This is a genomic window from Mesorhizobium sp. W016 (genome assembly GCF_054719485.1).
This window is the reverse complement of sequence record NZ_JBTTIF010000002.1, coordinates 2,364,516-2,380,209: the sequence shown is the minus strand read 5'-3', so window position 1 is coordinate 2,380,209 and position 15,694 is coordinate 2,364,516. Positions and strand designations below refer to the sequence as shown.

The window sequence follows — 15,694 nt, the reverse complement described above, 5'->3', positions numbered from 1 at the left end:
ATTCATCATTCCGCTTTTGTAATGCCGCCTTCCCTCATAATACAGGGACACGATTCTCAGCTGTCGAATATTTGTGAATATCCTCTCCACGAAGAAGGACGCTGGATGCCGTGAACCCTTGACCGCGTGCGACCCAGCAAAACACCCTTTCGATCGCGTGCGCGAGTGTGCCATCCTGCTGCCCGTTTTCAGCTTCGAACGCGATACTCGCCTCGGTTATGTTCTTCAGAGGCGCAAGCGCCCGCGGCGCGAACCAGAACATCGAACCGGCAAAAAAGCCGAGTTCCAGATTCGCTTCCGGCTGGAGCGCCGTCATCTCTTCAAGCAGTCGGCGGACCGTAGCGCGATTTGCGCCCCAGAACTGGTCATCGGTCAGGTAATAGCGGTGCGGGCCGACGATGCCAACTTCGCCCGACTTAATCAACTCGATGGACCTCAACACAGTCAATGAATCGCCAGCGACCGAGCCGTAGAGCCTATCCCTCCAAAGAGTTCCGTTGGCGCTATAGGCACTTTTCTTTGAATGAATCTTCAGAACAGCCTCATACCGGTCGAGAGCGCCACTGCGATAGACCGAGATAAACGGCCCTATATCCCGACCTCTGTTCTCCGAGTAATATACGGAAATGCTCTGCGCCAAATCAGAGAATTTCGAAAAAATCTCATTGTAAAATCCCTCAAAAGAGGTCGTTACATAAACATCGAAGGGGAGAACGATATTTTTTAGTATCTTATGAATATCGGAAATCATATCGACATAGTGCAAATGGACGACAACCGCTACATTGACTTCCCCGGCCTTCGTTCGGCGCCATCGTGCGAGCTTGGTCACTGGGATGGGGCTAGCTTGGGATTTAAGTGTAGAAAGGTTGTCGCTCCCGCGCGCATAGCTGGCACGACTGCGGCTAAGCATTTCTTCTATTTCGTCCAGGCGCTCCCTTTCATAAATGTCATCGACAAAGGCCAGATCGATCTGATGAGGGTTCTCCCTTAAAACCTCAAGCTTCACATACCCAAGTTCGCGGGCGACCAAGTCGGCAAGATGGTGAACGGGGTTGAATTGGAGCGCCATCGAGGTTGCGTCAGAAAGAGACATGGGAGGATCGGCAGATTCCTTTCCCTCGCTGGTATTCCAACGCCGGTTGGCATGCTGAAGCTGCTCAGGCGACGGTTGCAGAAGTGTTGTAACTTTTGCACCATTGTTTCGAAGCGCAGCGGACAGGCCGAGCTCGAACTTGAATATTGTCTCTAATTTTGAGCTTGTGGGCGCGACGCTCGCAAGAAATCCTTCGAACCAGGGTGCCCGCAGCACCTTGGCTCCCAACAAAAGTAAATACGATTGTACATGCCACGAGAATTGGTACGACTCAGTCGAACCAACCACATCGTACTCCGGTGTTAATTCAAGCATCCTCGACAGGGTCCTGTCAAAGATCGCAGACGAAAGAACGCCAAAGCTTGAGTTTATCAGAAGCGCGTTTTCGATCTGCCAATTCCTCAGCGCATAATCCAAACCAACCTTGTAGCTGGAGAAATCGTACCCAAAATTTGGTCGTCTTATCAAGACGGCGTCTTTTGGGATTATGGTTACGACATCTTCCTCGATTTTACTTGTCGTCACCAAAACGATCCGGTCGAATCTCTTCGCAAGACAGGATAGTAGTTCGATGAAATTAGCTTCGACGCCGTCATTGACGTCGAAATGAGCCACAATTGCTACATCATCCATTGTCTATCTGCCTGGTGAGCAGTACGTGCTTATAAAGGAAGCTGGCGACAGAATGCAGTGGCGGCCATCTTCGCAGGAGCTTTGATGCATTCACGGCCATCCGGCTCGGGGGGGCAATCGCTGCCAGGGTTTCTTTGGAGATTGGCGCGCCCAAAATTGGCTGGTGCTTCGCCGAAACGAGCTGATCGAACAATCGCGACCGGGCGGCCTGCATTCCTTCGGGTTCTCTTGCTACGTCGAAGAATTTCCCGCGAAGTGTTTCCTCCAGGTAGGAGAGTCCCCACCGCCGGTCCGGCTCGAGGTAACAGCCCTCGCCCCACTCGTTCCATGCATTGATAAATACGATTCGGCTTTCCGGATCAGGATGATTTTGTCGGGCCTGAAAGCGCAGGAAACGGAGCCATTCGCCATAGAGTTCCGGCGTCGAATTGAGCACGATTGTCGGGTTGTTTTGCCGCCGGGCAGTATTGTCCCACCCCGGTATGATGCCCCTGAATATGTTGAAGGACGGCTTCGGACGATTGGCGCTTTGGGCAATTATTTTCCGATAGTCGACCACACCACCCGAGAAATTCGGATTCGTGAAGAGCGGGAACTCCGAAGGATGGTTCTGAGGCCCGTTGAATTTGTGCGGAGGAAATTCGACCAGGGAGTCAGCCCCCACTTCTTGGGGAGTCGATATGTCGTAGAAGTCGACGACACTGATGTGGATGCCCGGAAATCCATTGGCGACCGCATGATCTCGCCAAATGGAAAACCAGCGCCGTGGGTCAGGAATGTCCTTGGCTCGATATACCACCAACAGCGGCATACCGCCGATTTTTATGTATCGCTCGTCTTTGAAGTAACCGATCATCGTCTCGATAAAGGCTTTGGCGTCCTCCTCTGCGTACTTCTGCTCCAGCAGAATGTTCCTCGTGTCCCCATCCCAAGCACGGGTCCAATTTTCGTTGGCCCAGCAGAGGCAAAACTTGAAATCAATGTCAAATTCCAGGAACAAATCGACCGGCTTTTCCAGCACTCTTCGGCCGCTAAACCAATAGTGATAGAAACAGAAAGCGTGTAGTCCATAAAGTTTGGCGAATTCGACTTGCTCTCGCATCGTGTCCAGATGCGAGAGATCGTAATATCCTAGCTCACGAGGTATCCTCGGCTGGTCATGACCATAGAAATTCGGAGTCGCACGGGCGACATTCGTCCATTCCGTGAAGCCAGGTCCCCACCATTCTGAGTTTTCGTCAATTCTGTGGAATTGAGGGAGGTAGAAAGCAATCAACTTTGTGTCGTCGGTACAGATGCTTACTTCTTCCTGCTCATCCGGCATCCTTGAGAGGGCCAGAAACGAGGCGGAATCGGCACCGGCGTCGGCACTTACCTCTGTCGGATGGTGCTCCAATACTTCTTCCGATGCCGCTGAAGAGCGCTCCTTTTCTTCCGTCAGCTCTAGCTGCGTTTTCTCCAGAATTTCTTTCAGCCTGACATTGTCGTCCAAAGCCACCAACAACTCGGAACCGAGTTTTTGATTCTCTTCCCTGTTCCTCTCGATAAGCTTCGCTGCCGCAGCGCGCTCTTCCGCAACGCTTTGATGATATCCTGCTATATCTGCGTCCTTCTGCTGGAGTTGGCCTGCAAGCTGTGACGCGTTGGTCGCGTGCTCTTCCACAGCGCGCTGCAAGATCCCAATTGTCTCGGATAGAATCTGTTGTCTAGCTTGTAGCTCAGGGAAAAACGCTTCGCCAAAGATTGGAGCGACGCTGTCGAATTCAGCTTTGACGCGATCAAGTATCGCCATGGCCTCGGCGCCATTGGCGTCCGTTTCCAGATGCCTGAGTGCCGAATAAGTGTCCTTTACCCATCCGGCGATTCGCTCGTCAGCGAAGAGTGCGCCATCGCTCGCCGTATGATGCTGATGGTCACTTGAAATATAGGCGTCAACCTCAGATGCCGCCTTCTCGATCGCGCGAGGCCATGCAACCGAAAGCGCTGCCGTGATCTTGTCCAGCGTCGGCCGCCAACTCCGCATCATCGCCTCATAGGAGACGAACACACGTGGTGCGCCGCGTGTCGAGCGCTCGGCCTCCAATTCATGGCGAAGCCAAAGCAGGGCACCGAAGCCCGGCGTCGAGCGATCCCGTTTGCCTAGCGATGCAACGACCGCGAGCGGATTGCGACTTGCGAGAACGTATTGCAGGTCGATGTTCATGGACTTGAAAATGCTGGCGTAGAGCGGCACAAAACGCGAGATGCGTGGCTCCTTGAGCACCAGCAGAGGAGCATCGCCATATTCCTCGTCAATGAGGCGAGCGATTTCGCCTCTGTAGAATTGAGCGCGCGCCTTCGACAAATCGCCGAGATCGAAACTACGCCAATCGTCCCACCTGCTGCCCGCCTCGGCGAGCATCTGGTCGTGCAGCGCGATCAGCTTCAAGGGTTCCCAGTGGCCCGTCGGATTGGTCGAATTGGCGCCGAGCAAATCATTTGGCAACTTCGCGCCGAGCAAGCTGATTGCCCTGGTCAGCGCGCTCGTGCCCGAGCGGTGCATGCCGAGCACCATGATGCAGGTACGTTTCGCGGGCTTGGTCGTCTTGGCGCGCTTCTTCGGCGCCGGTTGATAGATCCCCTGAGGGTCGGGCGTCGACTCATGCAATTGCTCGGGTGACGGATGCTTGTTCATGCACTCAATGCCTGTTTCGTCTTGCTCCCCGCCAGCCTGCGCACCACCTTTTCCGCCGACTCCTGCCACACCGGGGCCGTCCATTCAAACGCCGATGCGAACTTTTCGCTCGACAGGCGCGAATTGGCCGGACGTCGTGCCTTGGTCGGATAGTCCACTGTCGCGATGTCACGCACCCGCGCTGTGGGCCCGCCGTATTGCGCGCTTGTGTCGAGTATATGACGGGAAAAGCCGCTCCAGCTGGTCTCGCCGGTGCCGGCAAGATGATAAATGCCGTAGCCGTCAAAGTCGCCGCGCAACACCGCCGCCGCATGCAGGATCGCGTCGGCAATATCAAGTGCGGATGTCGGATTTCCCCATTGGTCGGCGACCACGGCGATCTCGTCGCGGTCGCCGGCCAGCCGCAGCATGGTTTTCACGAAATTCTTGCCGAACGGGCTGTAGACCCAGGCGGTGCGCAGGATCAGATGGCGCGGATTGACGGCGGCCACGGCCAGCTCGCCGGCAAGCTTGGAGGCGCCGTAGACGCCGAGCGGTGCGGTGGCGTCGGTCTCGACATAGGCGCCGTCCTTGGTGCCATCGAAGACGTAGTCGGTCGACAGATGGATTACGGGCACGCCGAGCTTCGCGGCCGCCTCGGCGACCTTGCCGGCGCCGACGGCGTTCACAGCGAAGGCAAGATCGGGCTCGTCCTCGGCCTGGTCGACCGCGGTGTAGGCGGCAGCCGACACCACGATATCCGGCCGCGCTGCCGCGAGTGCGTCGAATACCGTATCGGGCCGCGCCAGATCGAGCACTGGGCGGCCGAGGGTGACGACCTCGATGCCATCGCGCCTCTGCCCGGCCTCCAGCAGGCTGGCAGCGACCTGACCGTCGCGTCCGGTGACAACCAGCCTCACGCCGCGCCCTTCCTGCCTTCAACCTGGCCGCGCGACCGGACTTGCCCCAGCCGCTCGCCGGCGTAGCGCTGCTCGCGGATCGGTCCCCACCACCATTTGTTGTCGAGGAACCAGTCGACGGTCCTCGCAAGGCCGCTGTCGAAACTCTCCGCCGGCGCCCAACCGAGATCCCGGCCGATCTTGGAGGCATCGATTGCATAGCGGCGGTCGTGGCCGGGCCGATCGGTGACGAAGCTGATCAAATCGCGGTAGCTCCTGCCGCCGCTGCGCGGACGCCTGATGTCGAGCAGGCCGCAGATCGTCTCGACGACGCCAAGGTTGGTACGCTCGGAATTGCCGCCGACATTGTAACTTTCGCCGGGCTGGCCCTTTGTGGCGACCAGTTCCAGAGCACGGGCGTGATCCTCGACGAACAGCCAGTCGCGCACATTGGCGCCAGCGCCGTAGACCGGCAGCGGCTTTTCGTCGAGCGCGTTGAGGATGACCAGCGGGATCAGCTTTTCGGGGAAGTGATAAGGCCCGTAATTGTTCGAACAGTTGGAGAGCACGACCGGCAGGCCGTACGTCTCGTGCCAGGCCCGCACCAGATGGTCGGATGCGGCCTTGGAGGCGGAATAGGGCGAGGATGGCGCGTAAGGCGTCTCCTCCACGAACATGCCGCCATCGAAGGGCAGATCGCCGAACACCTCGTCGGTCGAGACATGGTGGAAGCGGAAGCGCGCCTTCCTGTCCTCGTCAAGGCCGCGCCAATATTCGAGCGCCGAATTCAGCACCCGGTAGGTGCCGACGATGTTGGTCTCGATGAAGGCGCCGGGTCCGTCGATCGAGCGGTCGACATGGCTTTCGGCGGCGAGGTTCATGACGACGTCGATCTCGTCGCGGTGGAGGATGTCGAGAACCGCCCGCTCGTCACAGATGTCGGCCTGCGCAAATTTGTAGTTGTGTGCATTCTCGATGGTGCGCAGCGAGGCCAGATTGCCGGCATAGGTGAGCTTGTCGAGATTGGTCACATGGTAGGCGGGATTGGCGCACAAATGCCGGCACACGGCCGAGCCGATGAAGCCGGCACCGCCTGTCACCAGAAAATTCATGGCGCTCTCCTCACATCGTCGCGCGTCATGCGAACACCTCGGCCTCAGCAAGCGCCGACGCCTTGAGGTCCTTGGCCGAGAGCTCGAAGGCGCCGGCCGGCGACGGCCAATCGATGCCGATATCAGGATCGTCGAAACGGATCGATCGATCATGCGCCGGCGAATAGGTGTCGGTGACCTTATACAGAACCTCGGTGTCCGGCACGAGCGTGACGAAACCGTGCGCGAAACCCTTCGGCACGAGGATCTGGTTGCCTCTCTCGGCCGATATTTCGAGCGCGACCCATTTGCCGAAGGTTTTCGAGCTGCGGCGGATGTCGACCGCCACGTCGAGAATCTTGCCTCGGATCACACGCAGCAACTTGTCCTGCGCGCGTGGAGGCAGTTGATAGTGAAGCCCCCGCACGACACCTGCGGCAGCCGAATAGGAATGATTGTCCTGGACGAAACGCAGATCGATGCCGGCCTCGGCAAAGGCCTCGGCATTCCAGGTTTCGATGAAATAACCGCGCGCATCGCCGTGCCGCTTCGGCACGATTTCCAGCACGCCATCCAAACCGAGCTGCCTGACTTCCAGCACCCTATGTCTCCGTCAGCTCGGTGACACGCCGGCGCAGATAGGCGGCGTATTCGTTCTTGCCCAGGCGCGTGGCGCGCTCAAGCACCTTGTCGGCGGTCAGCCAGCCCTGCTCGAAAGCGATTTCTTCAGGACAGGCGACTTTGATCCCCTGGCGGTGCTCGATCGTGCGCACGAAGGAAGAGGCTTCATGCAGGCTGTCATGCGTGCCGGTGTCGAGCCAGGCATAGCCGCGGCCGAGCTGATGCACGTGCAATTTCCCGCGCTCGAGATAGACGTTGTTGACCGCCGTGATCTCGAGTTCGCCACGCGCCGAGGGCTTGATCGTCGACGCGATGTCGACGACCTCATTGTCGTAGAAATAGAGGCCGGTGACCGCCCAGTTGGACTTCGGCTCCCGCGGCTTCTCCTCGATCGTCAAAGCCGTGCCGCTGAGCTTGTCGAACGACACCACGCCGTAGCGCTGCGGGTCCTCGACATGGTAGGCGAACACCGACGCGCCGCTTTGGCGCTGCGCAGCAGTGCGGCAGAGCTGCGACAGGCCCTCGCCGAAATAGATGTTGTCGCCGAGAATCATCGACACATTATCCTTGCCGATGAAGTCGCGGCCGATGATGAAGGCCTCGGCAAGCCCGTTGGGCTGCGCCTGCTCGGCATAGGAGAATTCGACCCCGAATTCCGAACCGTCGCCCAGCAACTCCCGAAACACCGGCAAGTCGCGAGGTGTCGAAATGATCAAAATCTGGCGGATACCGGCGAGCATCAAGACGCTCAGCGGATAAAAAATCATCGGCTTGTCGTATATCGGCAGAATCTGCTTAGAGATCGCTAATGTAAGGGGATACAGACGCGTCCCGCTGCCTCCTGCAAGGATTATTCCCTTCAACAAGCTCTCCTTGAATTGCCGGCCCCCGCCTCGAAATCAAGTTGCCCGTGCTTAGGTTTCGCGCAATGGCTTGTCAATTCAATCTCGGCCGTGGATCGGCGCCAGAATTGCTCTGCATCTGCCGCCTCGCGGCAATTTGACCGACCAGGCACAAGCTGACGCTGCAATAGATGCGGCGATTTGGCAAACCGGCGTCCCGCCATCCTTTTGGATGCACAACAATAAAAAAGCCGGCGGGCCTTTGGCCCGCCGGCTCATTGTGTCGTCCGGTTTTCAGGGCTGCTTGGGCAGCAGCGACCATATCGCCGGCACCAGGCTGGCGGCGAGCGCAACCTTGATCAAATCCCCGAGAACGAACGGCAAAACGCCGAACTGCCACGCCTTTTCCACGCCGATGAGGGTGGCCAGCCAGGCAAAGCCCATGGCCATCATGACGATTTCGGCGACCAGCATGGCGTTGAACAGCTTGATCGGGTGGCGGTCCCAGCCGCGGTCGGCGGCCCAGCCGACAATGGCTGCCATGACGATGAAGCCGGCGAGATAACCGCCGGTGCCGCCGATCATGTAGGCGATGCCGATGCCCTTTTCAGGCGTGCTCTGGAAGACCGGGAAGCCCATGGCGCCTTCGGCCATGTAGAGAAGCAGGGTAGCGACGCCAAGCCGCAGGCCAAACGCGGTGGCGATCAGCAGGACGGCCAGCGTCTGCATCGAGATGTCGACCGGCCCGAGCACGACTTTCGTCTTGGCCGACAGGGTCAAAAGCAGCGTTCCGGCGATCGCGAGCAAAAGCTGGGTTGCCAGGCGCTGCGCGCCCTCCTGGGGCAAAGCGAGAGAAACAAGCGGACGCATCGTCGTTGCAAGTGCCATGGTCTTCCCCAATCCGGATTGCCGCAGATCGCGGCCTTGCGTTTTTCTATATTGGCTTCCGTGTTATGCGGCAATCAGTTTTGCCGTCCTCCTGAACAGAGGTTCAACGACACCGCCATGGCGCTCAAATTCGACACCAGCTTCGATCCCGCCTATGGCCGGGGCGTCACCGTCGCGCTCGAGGTCTTGCGCGTCACCGCCAAAAACCCCAGCCCATTCACCTTTCACGGCACAAACAGCTACATTATCGGCCGCGACACACTGGCGGTGATCGACCCGGGTCCGGATGATGAAGCGCATTTCCAGACGTTGCTGAAGGTGATCGCAAACCGGCCGGTGAGCCATATTTTAGTCAGTCACACGCATCGCGACCATTCTCCGCTGGCCGCCCGGCTGAAAGCGCGCACCGGTGCCGCCGTGCTGGCCGAAGGCCCGCACCGCCCGGCAAGGCCGCTGCGGATCGGCGAGATCAATCCGCTCGACGCCAGCGCCGACACCGGTTTCGCGCCGGATGTCACTTTGCCCGACGATACGCTGGTCGAGGGCGATGGCTGGACGATCCGGACGGTGCTGACGCCGGGCCACACCGCCAATCACGCGGCATTTGCGCTCGAAGGCACCGGCATCCTGTTTTCGGCCGACCATGTGATGGCGTGGGCGACGTCGATCGTGGCGCCGCCGGACGGCGCGATGGCCGACTACATGGCCTCGCTGGATAAATTGATCGCGCGCGGCGACCGCCTGCTGCTGCCCGGCCATGGCGGCCCGGTGAATGCGCCGCGCAGCTTCATGCGCGGGCTGAAGACTCACCGCAAGATGCGCGAACGGGCGATCCTCGAACGCATCCGGGGCGGCGACCGGACAATCCCGGACATGGTCAAGGCGATCTACAGGGACACCGACCCGCGCCTGCATGGCGCCGCCGGCCTGTCGGTGCTTGCCCATCTCGAGGACCTGGTGGCGCGCGGCCTGGTTGCTACCCAGGGTGACCCGGCCATCGACGGCGTTTTTGTGCCGGTGGGGTAGAACTACTCAGCCGGCGCCGCACCCACCTGGCCCGCAACTTCCTGATCAAGTTCGGCGAGGAACCCGACGATACGGGCGGCATTGTCGCCGAGGTCGTAGCGGCCGTAGCGGGAGGCCGAGCGCATGTCGACGACGATGGTGTCGCCATCATTGCTGACCCGGATGGCGACGTCGGCGGGCAGGCCCACGACGAAGCTCCGGGCCACGGCCGATATCGTCACCTCGTCTTGACCGTCGGTCACTGGGTATGGCGCGGTAAGTTGCCAATCGCGGCGGTCGAGCACGGTTTCAACGGCGTCGACGACGGTTTCGAAAGGCAGATTGTAGCTATGCCCGGTGACCAGCGGATAGGCGTCGGCCTGCAGGCGCGCTTCGCCCGGCGTTGGCAGCGCGAGCACGTTCATGTCCTTGGTGCGGTCGCTGGTGTCGAGCACTGGCGGATTGTCGAGGTCCGTCGTGATGTCCCTCAGGGGCGGCGTGGTCGCCGCCAAATAGGTGGCAAAGCCGTAGGGCGTCAGCACCAGCAGCGCCAGCAGGGCGCCGACCGAGAGGTCGCGGCCGCCACGGTCACCGAAATGCCACAGCCTGGACAGAGCGAGACCGGCAAACAGCAAAGCGAATGCGGCAAGCAGGGCGACGATCGCCAGCACCCACAGGAAGGCCGGCGTTTCCACCAGTTCGAAATGATGGCCGGCCAGCACGGTGAGCAGCAGGACCAGGGCAAAAGCGCCCGTGCGCCGCGACCAGCCGGCCGCCTTCGATGTCTGCCGCTCGTCAATTTCCATTGTCTTCAGCACCGCCCCAACCCGCACAGACGCTTAGAGCAAAGGATGCTCAAATTGAACATCCCCTGCCCTAACGTTTTTGCCGCCGGTAGCTTGAAGGTCAAGGAAACGCACGGTCCCGGTCAATCCGTCGGCAGGCGGTAGTCGCTGAACTGCTTGCGCAAGGTGATCTTCTGGATCTTGCCGGTGGCGGTGTGCGGGATTTCGCTGATGAAAGCGACGTCGTCGGGCATCCACCATTTCGCCACCTTGCCGTCCATGAACGCCAGTATGTCCGCCTTGCTCGGCTCCTTGCCGGGTTTGGCGACCACGACCAGCAAGGGCCGTTCGCCCCATTTCGAATGATGGACGCCGATCGCCGCGGCCTCGGCGACATCGGGATGGCCGACGGCGAGGTTCTCCAGGTCGATGGTCGATATCCACTCGCCGCCCGACTTGATGACGTCCTTGGCGCGATCGGTGATCTGCATGTAGCCGCCGGAATCGATATGGGCGACATCGCCAGTGTCGAACCAGCCGTCCTTGTCGAACTGCTCGGCTCCGACGCCGCCATAATAGGCGCTGGCGACGGCTGGACCGCGCACCTTCAGCCGGCCGAAGGTCTTGCCGTCCCAAGGCAGTTCCTTGTCGTCGTCATCCGTCACCTTCATCTCGACCCCGAAGGGCGGGTAGCCCTGCTTGCCCTGGATATCGAGCCGGTCCTCGCCCTCGAGCGCTTGATACTGCGGCTTCATGGTGCACAGCGTGCCGAGCGGCGACATTTCGGTCATGCCCCAGGCATGGATGACTTCGACACCGTAATTGTCCTGGAATTTCCTGATGATGGCGCGCGGGCAGGACGAGCCGCCGATGACGACTTTGCTGAGATAGGGAAGCTTCTTGCCGGTCTCTTCCAGATGCTGCAGCAGCATCATCCAGACGGTCGGCACGGCGGCGCTGAAGGTCACCTTCTCGGTGTCGAGCAGCTCGTAGATCGAGGCGCCGTCCATCTTGCAACCGGGCATGACCAGCTTGGCGCCGATCATCGGCGCGCTCTGGCCAAGGCCCCAGGCATTGGCATGAAACATCGGCACGACGGGGAGGATCGTGTCCCGCGCGGAGAGGCCCATGGCGTCGGGCATGGCGGCGATCATGGCATGCAGCACATTCGAGCGGTGGCTGTAGAGCACGCCTTTGGGATCGCCCGTCGTGCCGGAGGTGTAGCACATGCCGGCTGCGGTGTTTTCGCCGAAAACCTTCCAGGCGAAGTCGCCATCGGCCTCGTTCAACCAGTCCTCATAGGCAACCACATTCGGCAGCGTCGTTTCAGGCAGATGCGCCTTGTCGGTCAGGACGATCACCTTTTTCAGCGATTTGACCGCGCCGGCGATCTTTTCCAGCAGCGGCATGAAGGTCAGGTCGACGAAGATCCCTCTATCCTGCGCATTGTTCATGATCCAGACGATCTGCTCGGGGAACAAACGCGGGTTAAGCGTATGGTAGATGGCGCCGATGCCCATGATGCCGTACCAGGCCTCTATGTGGCGCGCCGTGTTCCAGGCCAGGGTCGCGATGCGGTCGCCGAGCACAAAGCCATCGCGCTCCAACCGTTGAGCGACCTTGAGCGCGCGGCGATGAACTTCAGCATAGGTGATGCGAACGACAGGACCTTCGATCGAGCGCGAGACGATCTCGCGCGTCCCGTGCTGCCGCTCGGCATTGTCGATCAGCTTGTGGCAGAGCAGCGGCCATTCCTGCATCAGTCCGAGCATCTGGTTCCTCCCATTGCTTCCTCGTTTTTCCCGTCTTTTGTTCCATTGTGGGACGAACGGACGGATTGTCCAGCCATGACGTCTCCAACCGTTAACGGCTGAAGCAAGCAGTGATCGAAAGGCGGGGAAAACCGCCACAATCCGGCCATCGTCGACGTTAAGGTTCGTTAACGGGGTAGGGGGTGCGGATTGGCGACTGAAAGAGGTTCGCATGGACACGCAGCTCGACGACAAGCAGATCGACGACAGGCAGATCGACGACAGGCAGATCGACGACAGGCAGCTGGCTGACAGCGGGGCCGAAGACGTGCAGTTGGACGATATTCAACTCGACGACAAAGAGCTTGAAGACACGCTTGCCGCAAGTCTGGCCGATCTCGTGCCGGAGGCCAAAAAGGTTTCCGAAGACGAATTTGTCGAGGTGGTCGGCGGCGCCCTTGAGGCGGTCGGCGGCACGCTGCTGTTCAAAATGTGCGTCCAAAACGAAGGCGAAGGCCAGCATGTCGCCGCCGCATCGATCGGCGACGGCGGCAATCGCCAGTTCCTGCTGCTCACCTTGCCGACCGGCGGCGGCCCGCTGAAGGTCGAGACGACGTCAAGAAGCACCAACCCGGTAGCCGGTATTGCCGCGGCCTATGCCGGCCTAATGGACGTGTTCAAGACCGCAGCCTAGCATTCCACGCGGGATCGTTTTTAGTGATCGGAAGGCCAGCTCTGGCCTACTGGCGAAGGCTTGCGCAACGAGTTCTCCAGACACATTTTAGGGACATGGGAAGCAACCCCGCACGCTCTCAATCGGACTGTGCTCCCAATCGAACAAGGAGAACCCCGCATGGACCAGATCGCCAACCCCGCCCCCGGCTTTCAGAGCAATCCCGGCAAGGTCATCACCGTCGAACCCTATCGGGGTACCGTGGTCGTGCGTGCCGGCGATACGGTGATCGCCTCATCGACGCGGGCGAAGCTTCTGTCCGAACCGCCCTACCGCCAGGCATTCTACATCCCCTTCGAAGACATCGACTTCACCCAGCTCGGCAAAACCACCCTGTCGACCCACTGCCCCTACAAGGGCGACGCCAGCTACTGGAGCGTGCTGCCGGCCGGCGAGACCGGCAAGGACGCAATGTGGGGCTATGAGCAGCCGTTCGACGAAATGGCTGAGATTCGCGACCACGGCGCCTTCTATCCCGACAGGGTGACGATCGAAGCAGCACCGGCCTGAGCAAGCGACTCAAGCCGCCGTTGCTCGCTTCGTCATCCCAGGGTCTTCGCGACGGAGCTTCGCTCCTGTTTCATCCTGGGATGACGAAGCTCAGAGGCCTCGGCTAATCTCAAACGTCGGCGACGTCAGTCCAAAGGCGGTGAAACTGCCTGCCGCCGCCTGATCCTAATCAGTCGTCCCGTCGTTGCCGACACCGTCGGCGTCATCCAGCCGCACGAACATCAGCCCCTTGGCCTTCAGCGCGAGCAGACCTTGCACGACGCCCTCGCCGGCGGCGTGGGTCGGCTGGTTGATGTGGGCGATGATGACATCGCCATCCTTGGCGGCGGCGATGCGCCGGGCGGTTTCTTTTGCGCCGAGCAACGAGCCGCCATCGCCGTTGATCGAAAAGCCGGCGACCTTGAAGCCAAGCTTGCGGATCATGGCGATAGCCGACGGGCTGTATTCGGCGGTCGCGCCGCGAAACCATTTCGGCGCCGGCTCGCCGGTGCCAGCGAGAGCGGCAGCGCCCGATTCGACTTCGGCCTGCACCGCTTCCGGGCTGCCGGCGCTGCGGATGCCATAGATCTTGCGCGGCGTGTCGACGGCCGGGATGTGATGGCCGCCATGGTTTTCCAGTTCGAACAGGTCCGGATGCGCGCGCATGATCTCGACGGCGGCGGCGTTGCGCTTCAGCCAGATACCGGTGACGAAGATCGTCGCCGGAATCCGGTTCTCCACCAGCGCCGACAGGATCCTCGTATCGGTCTGGCCGCCGCAGGCGTCGAGCGTAAGCGCGACGCGGCCGACACTGCTACCGTCCTCAGCCTTCAGATGCAGCGCCGGCTCGACAAGCGGCGCGGCCTGGGCCGAGGACACGGCCACGATAGATAGCGCCAAGGCGCAAAACAGCTTTTGCAAGGGATGCCTGTCTTGTCTGAGAATCGGCGCTGTCATAGCCGCATCCCAGGACCCGCAACAAGGCGGAAATCGGGATAGTGGCCGTGAGAAAGCTGATATCCCGACAATGTGACCGCCGCGCACCGTCAGACGGCGTGTTCCAGTTCCACATGCGTGCGTGACAGGACTTCGCGCACGGCCGCGACGACCGGTTCGACCTCGAGGCGCCAGACGCAGCAGGCCTTGCTGGGATCGAGCGGATTGCACAGGCTGCCCGCCACGCAATTGCACGGCATGGATGGCTGCAAGGCGAGGCTGGGCACGCCGACCGGTCCCCAGACGGCCGGGCTGGTCAGGCCGAAAAGGCCGACAACCGGCGTTCCGGCCGCTGCTGCCATGTGCATGGGGCCGCTCTCATTGCCGACAAACAGCCGCGCCTGCTGCAACACCGCCAGCAGCGTTTCCAGCGACAGCGCGCCGACGAGGTTGACGATCGACGCGGCACTGGCGAGGATCTGCTCGGCCGGCTTGCGCTCGTCAGGGCCGCCGACGAGTACGAAATCCAGTCCGGTTTCGCGCGAAATCGTGTCGATCACGGCGGCAAAGCGTTCATGCTGCCAGCGCCGGCCGTGAAAACTTGCGCCGGCATGCACCGCGATAAAGCCGTTTGGCCGCAAATGGTGTTTGTCCAGCAATGCCTGGGCCCTCGCCGTCTCCATCGGCAATGGCCGAATCGACGGCACCCGCACGCGCAGGCCGACGCCGAGCGGCTCGAGCGGCGAAAGGTAGCGGTAGAGATAGTGACGTTCGCCAAAACCGAACGGCTCGGCAAAGACATTGGCGGGCTGGCGCTCATGCCAGCGCAGCGGCCTTTCCGGAGGATTGTAGCCGATGCGGGTGCTGGCGTTGAGGAACCTGACGATGAGCCGCGATGTCTTTGAATCGGTGAGGTCGATGGTCAGGTCGAAACGGAATTGGCGCAGCTTGCTGATCATAGAATAGAGCTCGCGCCCACGCTCCAGCGGGGTGCCGCGCATGGCGGCGCGGCGGAAGCTGACGACCTCGGCGGCGATGCCGTGCGCGGTGACGAAACTGGCGAGGCGCGCCTCGCAGAGAAAGACGATCCTGACACCGGGATATTCGAGCTGCAGGTTCTTGGCGAGCGTGGAGGACAGAACAATATCGCCGATGAACTTGGTCTGGATAATCAGGATCGAGCGGAAGGGTCTGGGCGAAATCTGTAACATCTTTTTCTCGGCACCGGGCGGGTTGGGGGGCCGTGAAATTGGGAAGAAACGATGTCGGGAT

The 15,694-nt window shown here is 60.5% G+C and carries 14 protein-coding genes; 3 read left to right on the top strand and 11 right to left on the bottom strand.

What is annotated here, in order from left to right:
- Window positions 1–34: 34 nt before the first annotated feature.
- The 7 genes from ACYG9V_RS11840 to ACYG9V_RS11810 all read right to left on the bottom strand — a co-directional run bounded on the left by ACYG9V_RS11840 (window position 35) and on the right by ACYG9V_RS11810 (window position 8,723).
- Window positions 35–1,729: a rhamnan synthesis F family protein gene (locus ACYG9V_RS11840; RefSeq protein ID WP_352763042.1), complete on the bottom strand. Its 1,695-nt coding sequence runs from the start codon at window positions 1,727–1,729 to the stop codon at window positions 35–37.
- Window positions 1,722–4,403 (bottom strand): glycoside hydrolase family 99-like domain-containing protein, encoded by a 2,682-nt coding sequence (locus tag ACYG9V_RS11835; RefSeq protein WP_460221950.1) that lies wholly within the window; start codon window positions 4,401–4,403, stop codon window positions 1,722–1,724. The genes ACYG9V_RS11840 and ACYG9V_RS11835 overlap by 8 nt, the downstream gene beginning before the upstream one ends.
- Window positions 4,400–5,302, bottom strand: coding sequence for a dTDP-4-dehydrorhamnose reductase (gene rfbD / locus ACYG9V_RS11830; protein WP_352521906.1), 903 nt, complete (start codon window positions 5,300–5,302; stop codon window positions 4,400–4,402). Before rfbD ends, ACYG9V_RS11835 begins: the two co-directional genes overlap by 4 nt.
- Window positions 5,299–6,393 carry a dTDP-glucose 4,6-dehydratase gene (gene rfbB, locus ACYG9V_RS11825; RefSeq protein WP_023670704.1) on the bottom strand — a complete coding sequence of 365 codons (1,095 nt, stop codon included), beginning with the start codon at window positions 6,391–6,393 and terminating at the stop codon, window positions 5,299–5,301. The genes rfbD and rfbB overlap by 4 nt, the downstream gene beginning before the upstream one ends.
- Before the next feature lie 25 nt (window positions 6,394–6,418).
- Window positions 6,419–6,973, bottom strand: a complete 555-nt coding sequence (gene rfbC, locus ACYG9V_RS11820; protein WP_023687179.1) for a dTDP-4-dehydrorhamnose 3,5-epimerase — start codon at window positions 6,971–6,973, stop codon at window positions 6,419–6,421.
- A 1-nt stretch (window position 6,974) separates the two neighbouring features.
- The gene (rfbA, locus tag ACYG9V_RS11815; protein ID WP_023698135.1) at window positions 6,975–7,856 is read right to left on the bottom strand and encodes a glucose-1-phosphate thymidylyltransferase RfbA; all 882 of its coding nucleotides are present in this window, start codon (window positions 7,854–7,856) and stop codon (window positions 6,975–6,977) included.
- 273 nt (window positions 7,857–8,129) lie between these two features.
- On the bottom strand, window positions 8,130–8,723 hold the full coding sequence (locus ACYG9V_RS11810) for a biotin transporter BioY (protein ID WP_023738505.1): 594 nt from the start codon (window positions 8,721–8,723) through the stop codon (window positions 8,130–8,132).
- Between the two features lie 117 nt (window positions 8,724–8,840).
- Here ACYG9V_RS11810 and ACYG9V_RS11805 point away from each other — a divergent pair, with 117 nt between their 5' ends.
- Complete coding sequence (locus ACYG9V_RS11805) at window positions 8,841–9,749, top strand: MBL fold metallo-hydrolase (RefSeq protein ID WP_023684602.1); 909 nt, start codon at window positions 8,841–8,843, stop codon at window positions 9,747–9,749.
- Window positions 9,750–9,751: 2 nt separating this feature from the next.
- Here the strand turns inward: ACYG9V_RS11805 and ACYG9V_RS11800 are convergent, their stop codons facing one another.
- Together ACYG9V_RS11800 and ACYG9V_RS11795 are read right to left on the bottom strand one after the other, a co-directional pair.
- On the bottom strand, window positions 9,752–10,534 hold the full coding sequence (locus ACYG9V_RS11800) for a DUF1499 domain-containing protein (protein ID WP_023684603.1): 783 nt from the start codon (window positions 10,532–10,534) through the stop codon (window positions 9,752–9,754).
- Between the two features lie 122 nt (window positions 10,535–10,656).
- Window positions 10,657–12,285 (bottom strand): fatty-acid--CoA ligase, encoded by a 1,629-nt coding sequence (locus ACYG9V_RS11795; RefSeq protein ID WP_352763045.1) that lies wholly within the window; start codon window positions 12,283–12,285, stop codon window positions 10,657–10,659.
- 313 nt (window positions 12,286–12,598) lie between these two features.
- Here ACYG9V_RS11795 and ACYG9V_RS11790 point away from each other — a divergent pair, with 313 nt between their 5' ends.
- Window positions 12,599–12,958, top strand: a complete 360-nt coding sequence (locus tag ACYG9V_RS11790) for a hypothetical protein (protein WP_023670697.1) — start codon at window positions 12,599–12,601, stop codon at window positions 12,956–12,958.
- 159 nt (window positions 12,959–13,117) lie between these two features.
- Window positions 13,118–13,507 carry a DUF427 domain-containing protein gene (locus tag ACYG9V_RS11785; RefSeq protein WP_023731365.1) on the top strand — a complete coding sequence of 130 codons (390 nt, stop codon included), beginning with the start codon at window positions 13,118–13,120 and terminating at the stop codon, window positions 13,505–13,507.
- A gap of 165 nt (window positions 13,508–13,672) precedes the next feature.
- Here ACYG9V_RS11785 and ACYG9V_RS11780 read toward each other — a convergent pair whose 3' ends face one another.
- Both ACYG9V_RS11780 and ACYG9V_RS11775 read right to left on the bottom strand, forming a co-directional pair.
- Window positions 13,673–14,443 (bottom strand): polysaccharide deacetylase family protein, encoded by a 771-nt coding sequence (locus ACYG9V_RS11780; RefSeq protein ID WP_050485822.1) that lies wholly within the window; start codon window positions 14,441–14,443, stop codon window positions 13,673–13,675.
- 89 nt (window positions 14,444–14,532) lie between these two features.
- Window positions 14,533–15,633: a glycosyltransferase family 9 protein gene (locus ACYG9V_RS11775; protein ID WP_023670694.1), complete on the bottom strand. Its 1,101-nt coding sequence runs from the start codon at window positions 15,631–15,633 to the stop codon at window positions 14,533–14,535.
- Window positions 15,634–15,694 lie beyond the last annotated feature (61 nt).

Coding starts and splice junctions, on each gene's coding strand:
- ACYG9V_RS11840 (WP_352763042.1), bottom strand. CDS start 1,729: ATGGATGATGTAGCAATTGTGGCTCATTTCGACGTCAATGACGGCGTC.
- ACYG9V_RS11835 (WP_460221950.1), bottom strand. CDS start 4,403: ATGAACAAGCATCCGTCACCCGAGCAATTGCATGAGTCGACGCCCGAC.
- rfbB (WP_023670704.1), bottom strand. CDS start 6,393: ATGAATTTTCTGGTGACAGGCGGTGCCGGCTTCATCGGCTCGGCCGTG.
- ACYG9V_RS11810 (WP_023738505.1), bottom strand. CDS start 8,723: ATGGCACTTGCAACGACGATGCGTCCGCTTGTTTCTCTCGCTTTGCCC.
- ACYG9V_RS11805 (WP_023684602.1), top strand. CDS start 8,841: ATGGCGCTCAAATTCGACACCAGCTTCGATCCCGCCTATGGCCGGGGC.
- ACYG9V_RS11800 (WP_023684603.1), bottom strand. CDS start 10,534: ATGGAAATTGACGAGCGGCAGACATCGAAGGCGGCCGGCTGGTCGCGG.
- ACYG9V_RS11795 (WP_352763045.1), bottom strand. CDS start 12,285: ATGCTCGGACTGATGCAGGAATGGCCGCTGCTCTGCCACAAGCTGATC.
- ACYG9V_RS11785 (WP_023731365.1), top strand. CDS start 13,118: ATGGACCAGATCGCCAACCCCGCCCCCGGCTTTCAGAGCAATCCCGGC.
- ACYG9V_RS11780 (WP_050485822.1), bottom strand. CDS start 14,443: ATGACAGCGCCGATTCTCAGACAAGACAGGCATCCCTTGCAAAAGCTG.
- ACYG9V_RS11775 (WP_023670694.1), bottom strand. CDS start 15,633: ATGTTACAGATTTCGCCCAGACCCTTCCGCTCGATCCTGATTATCCAG.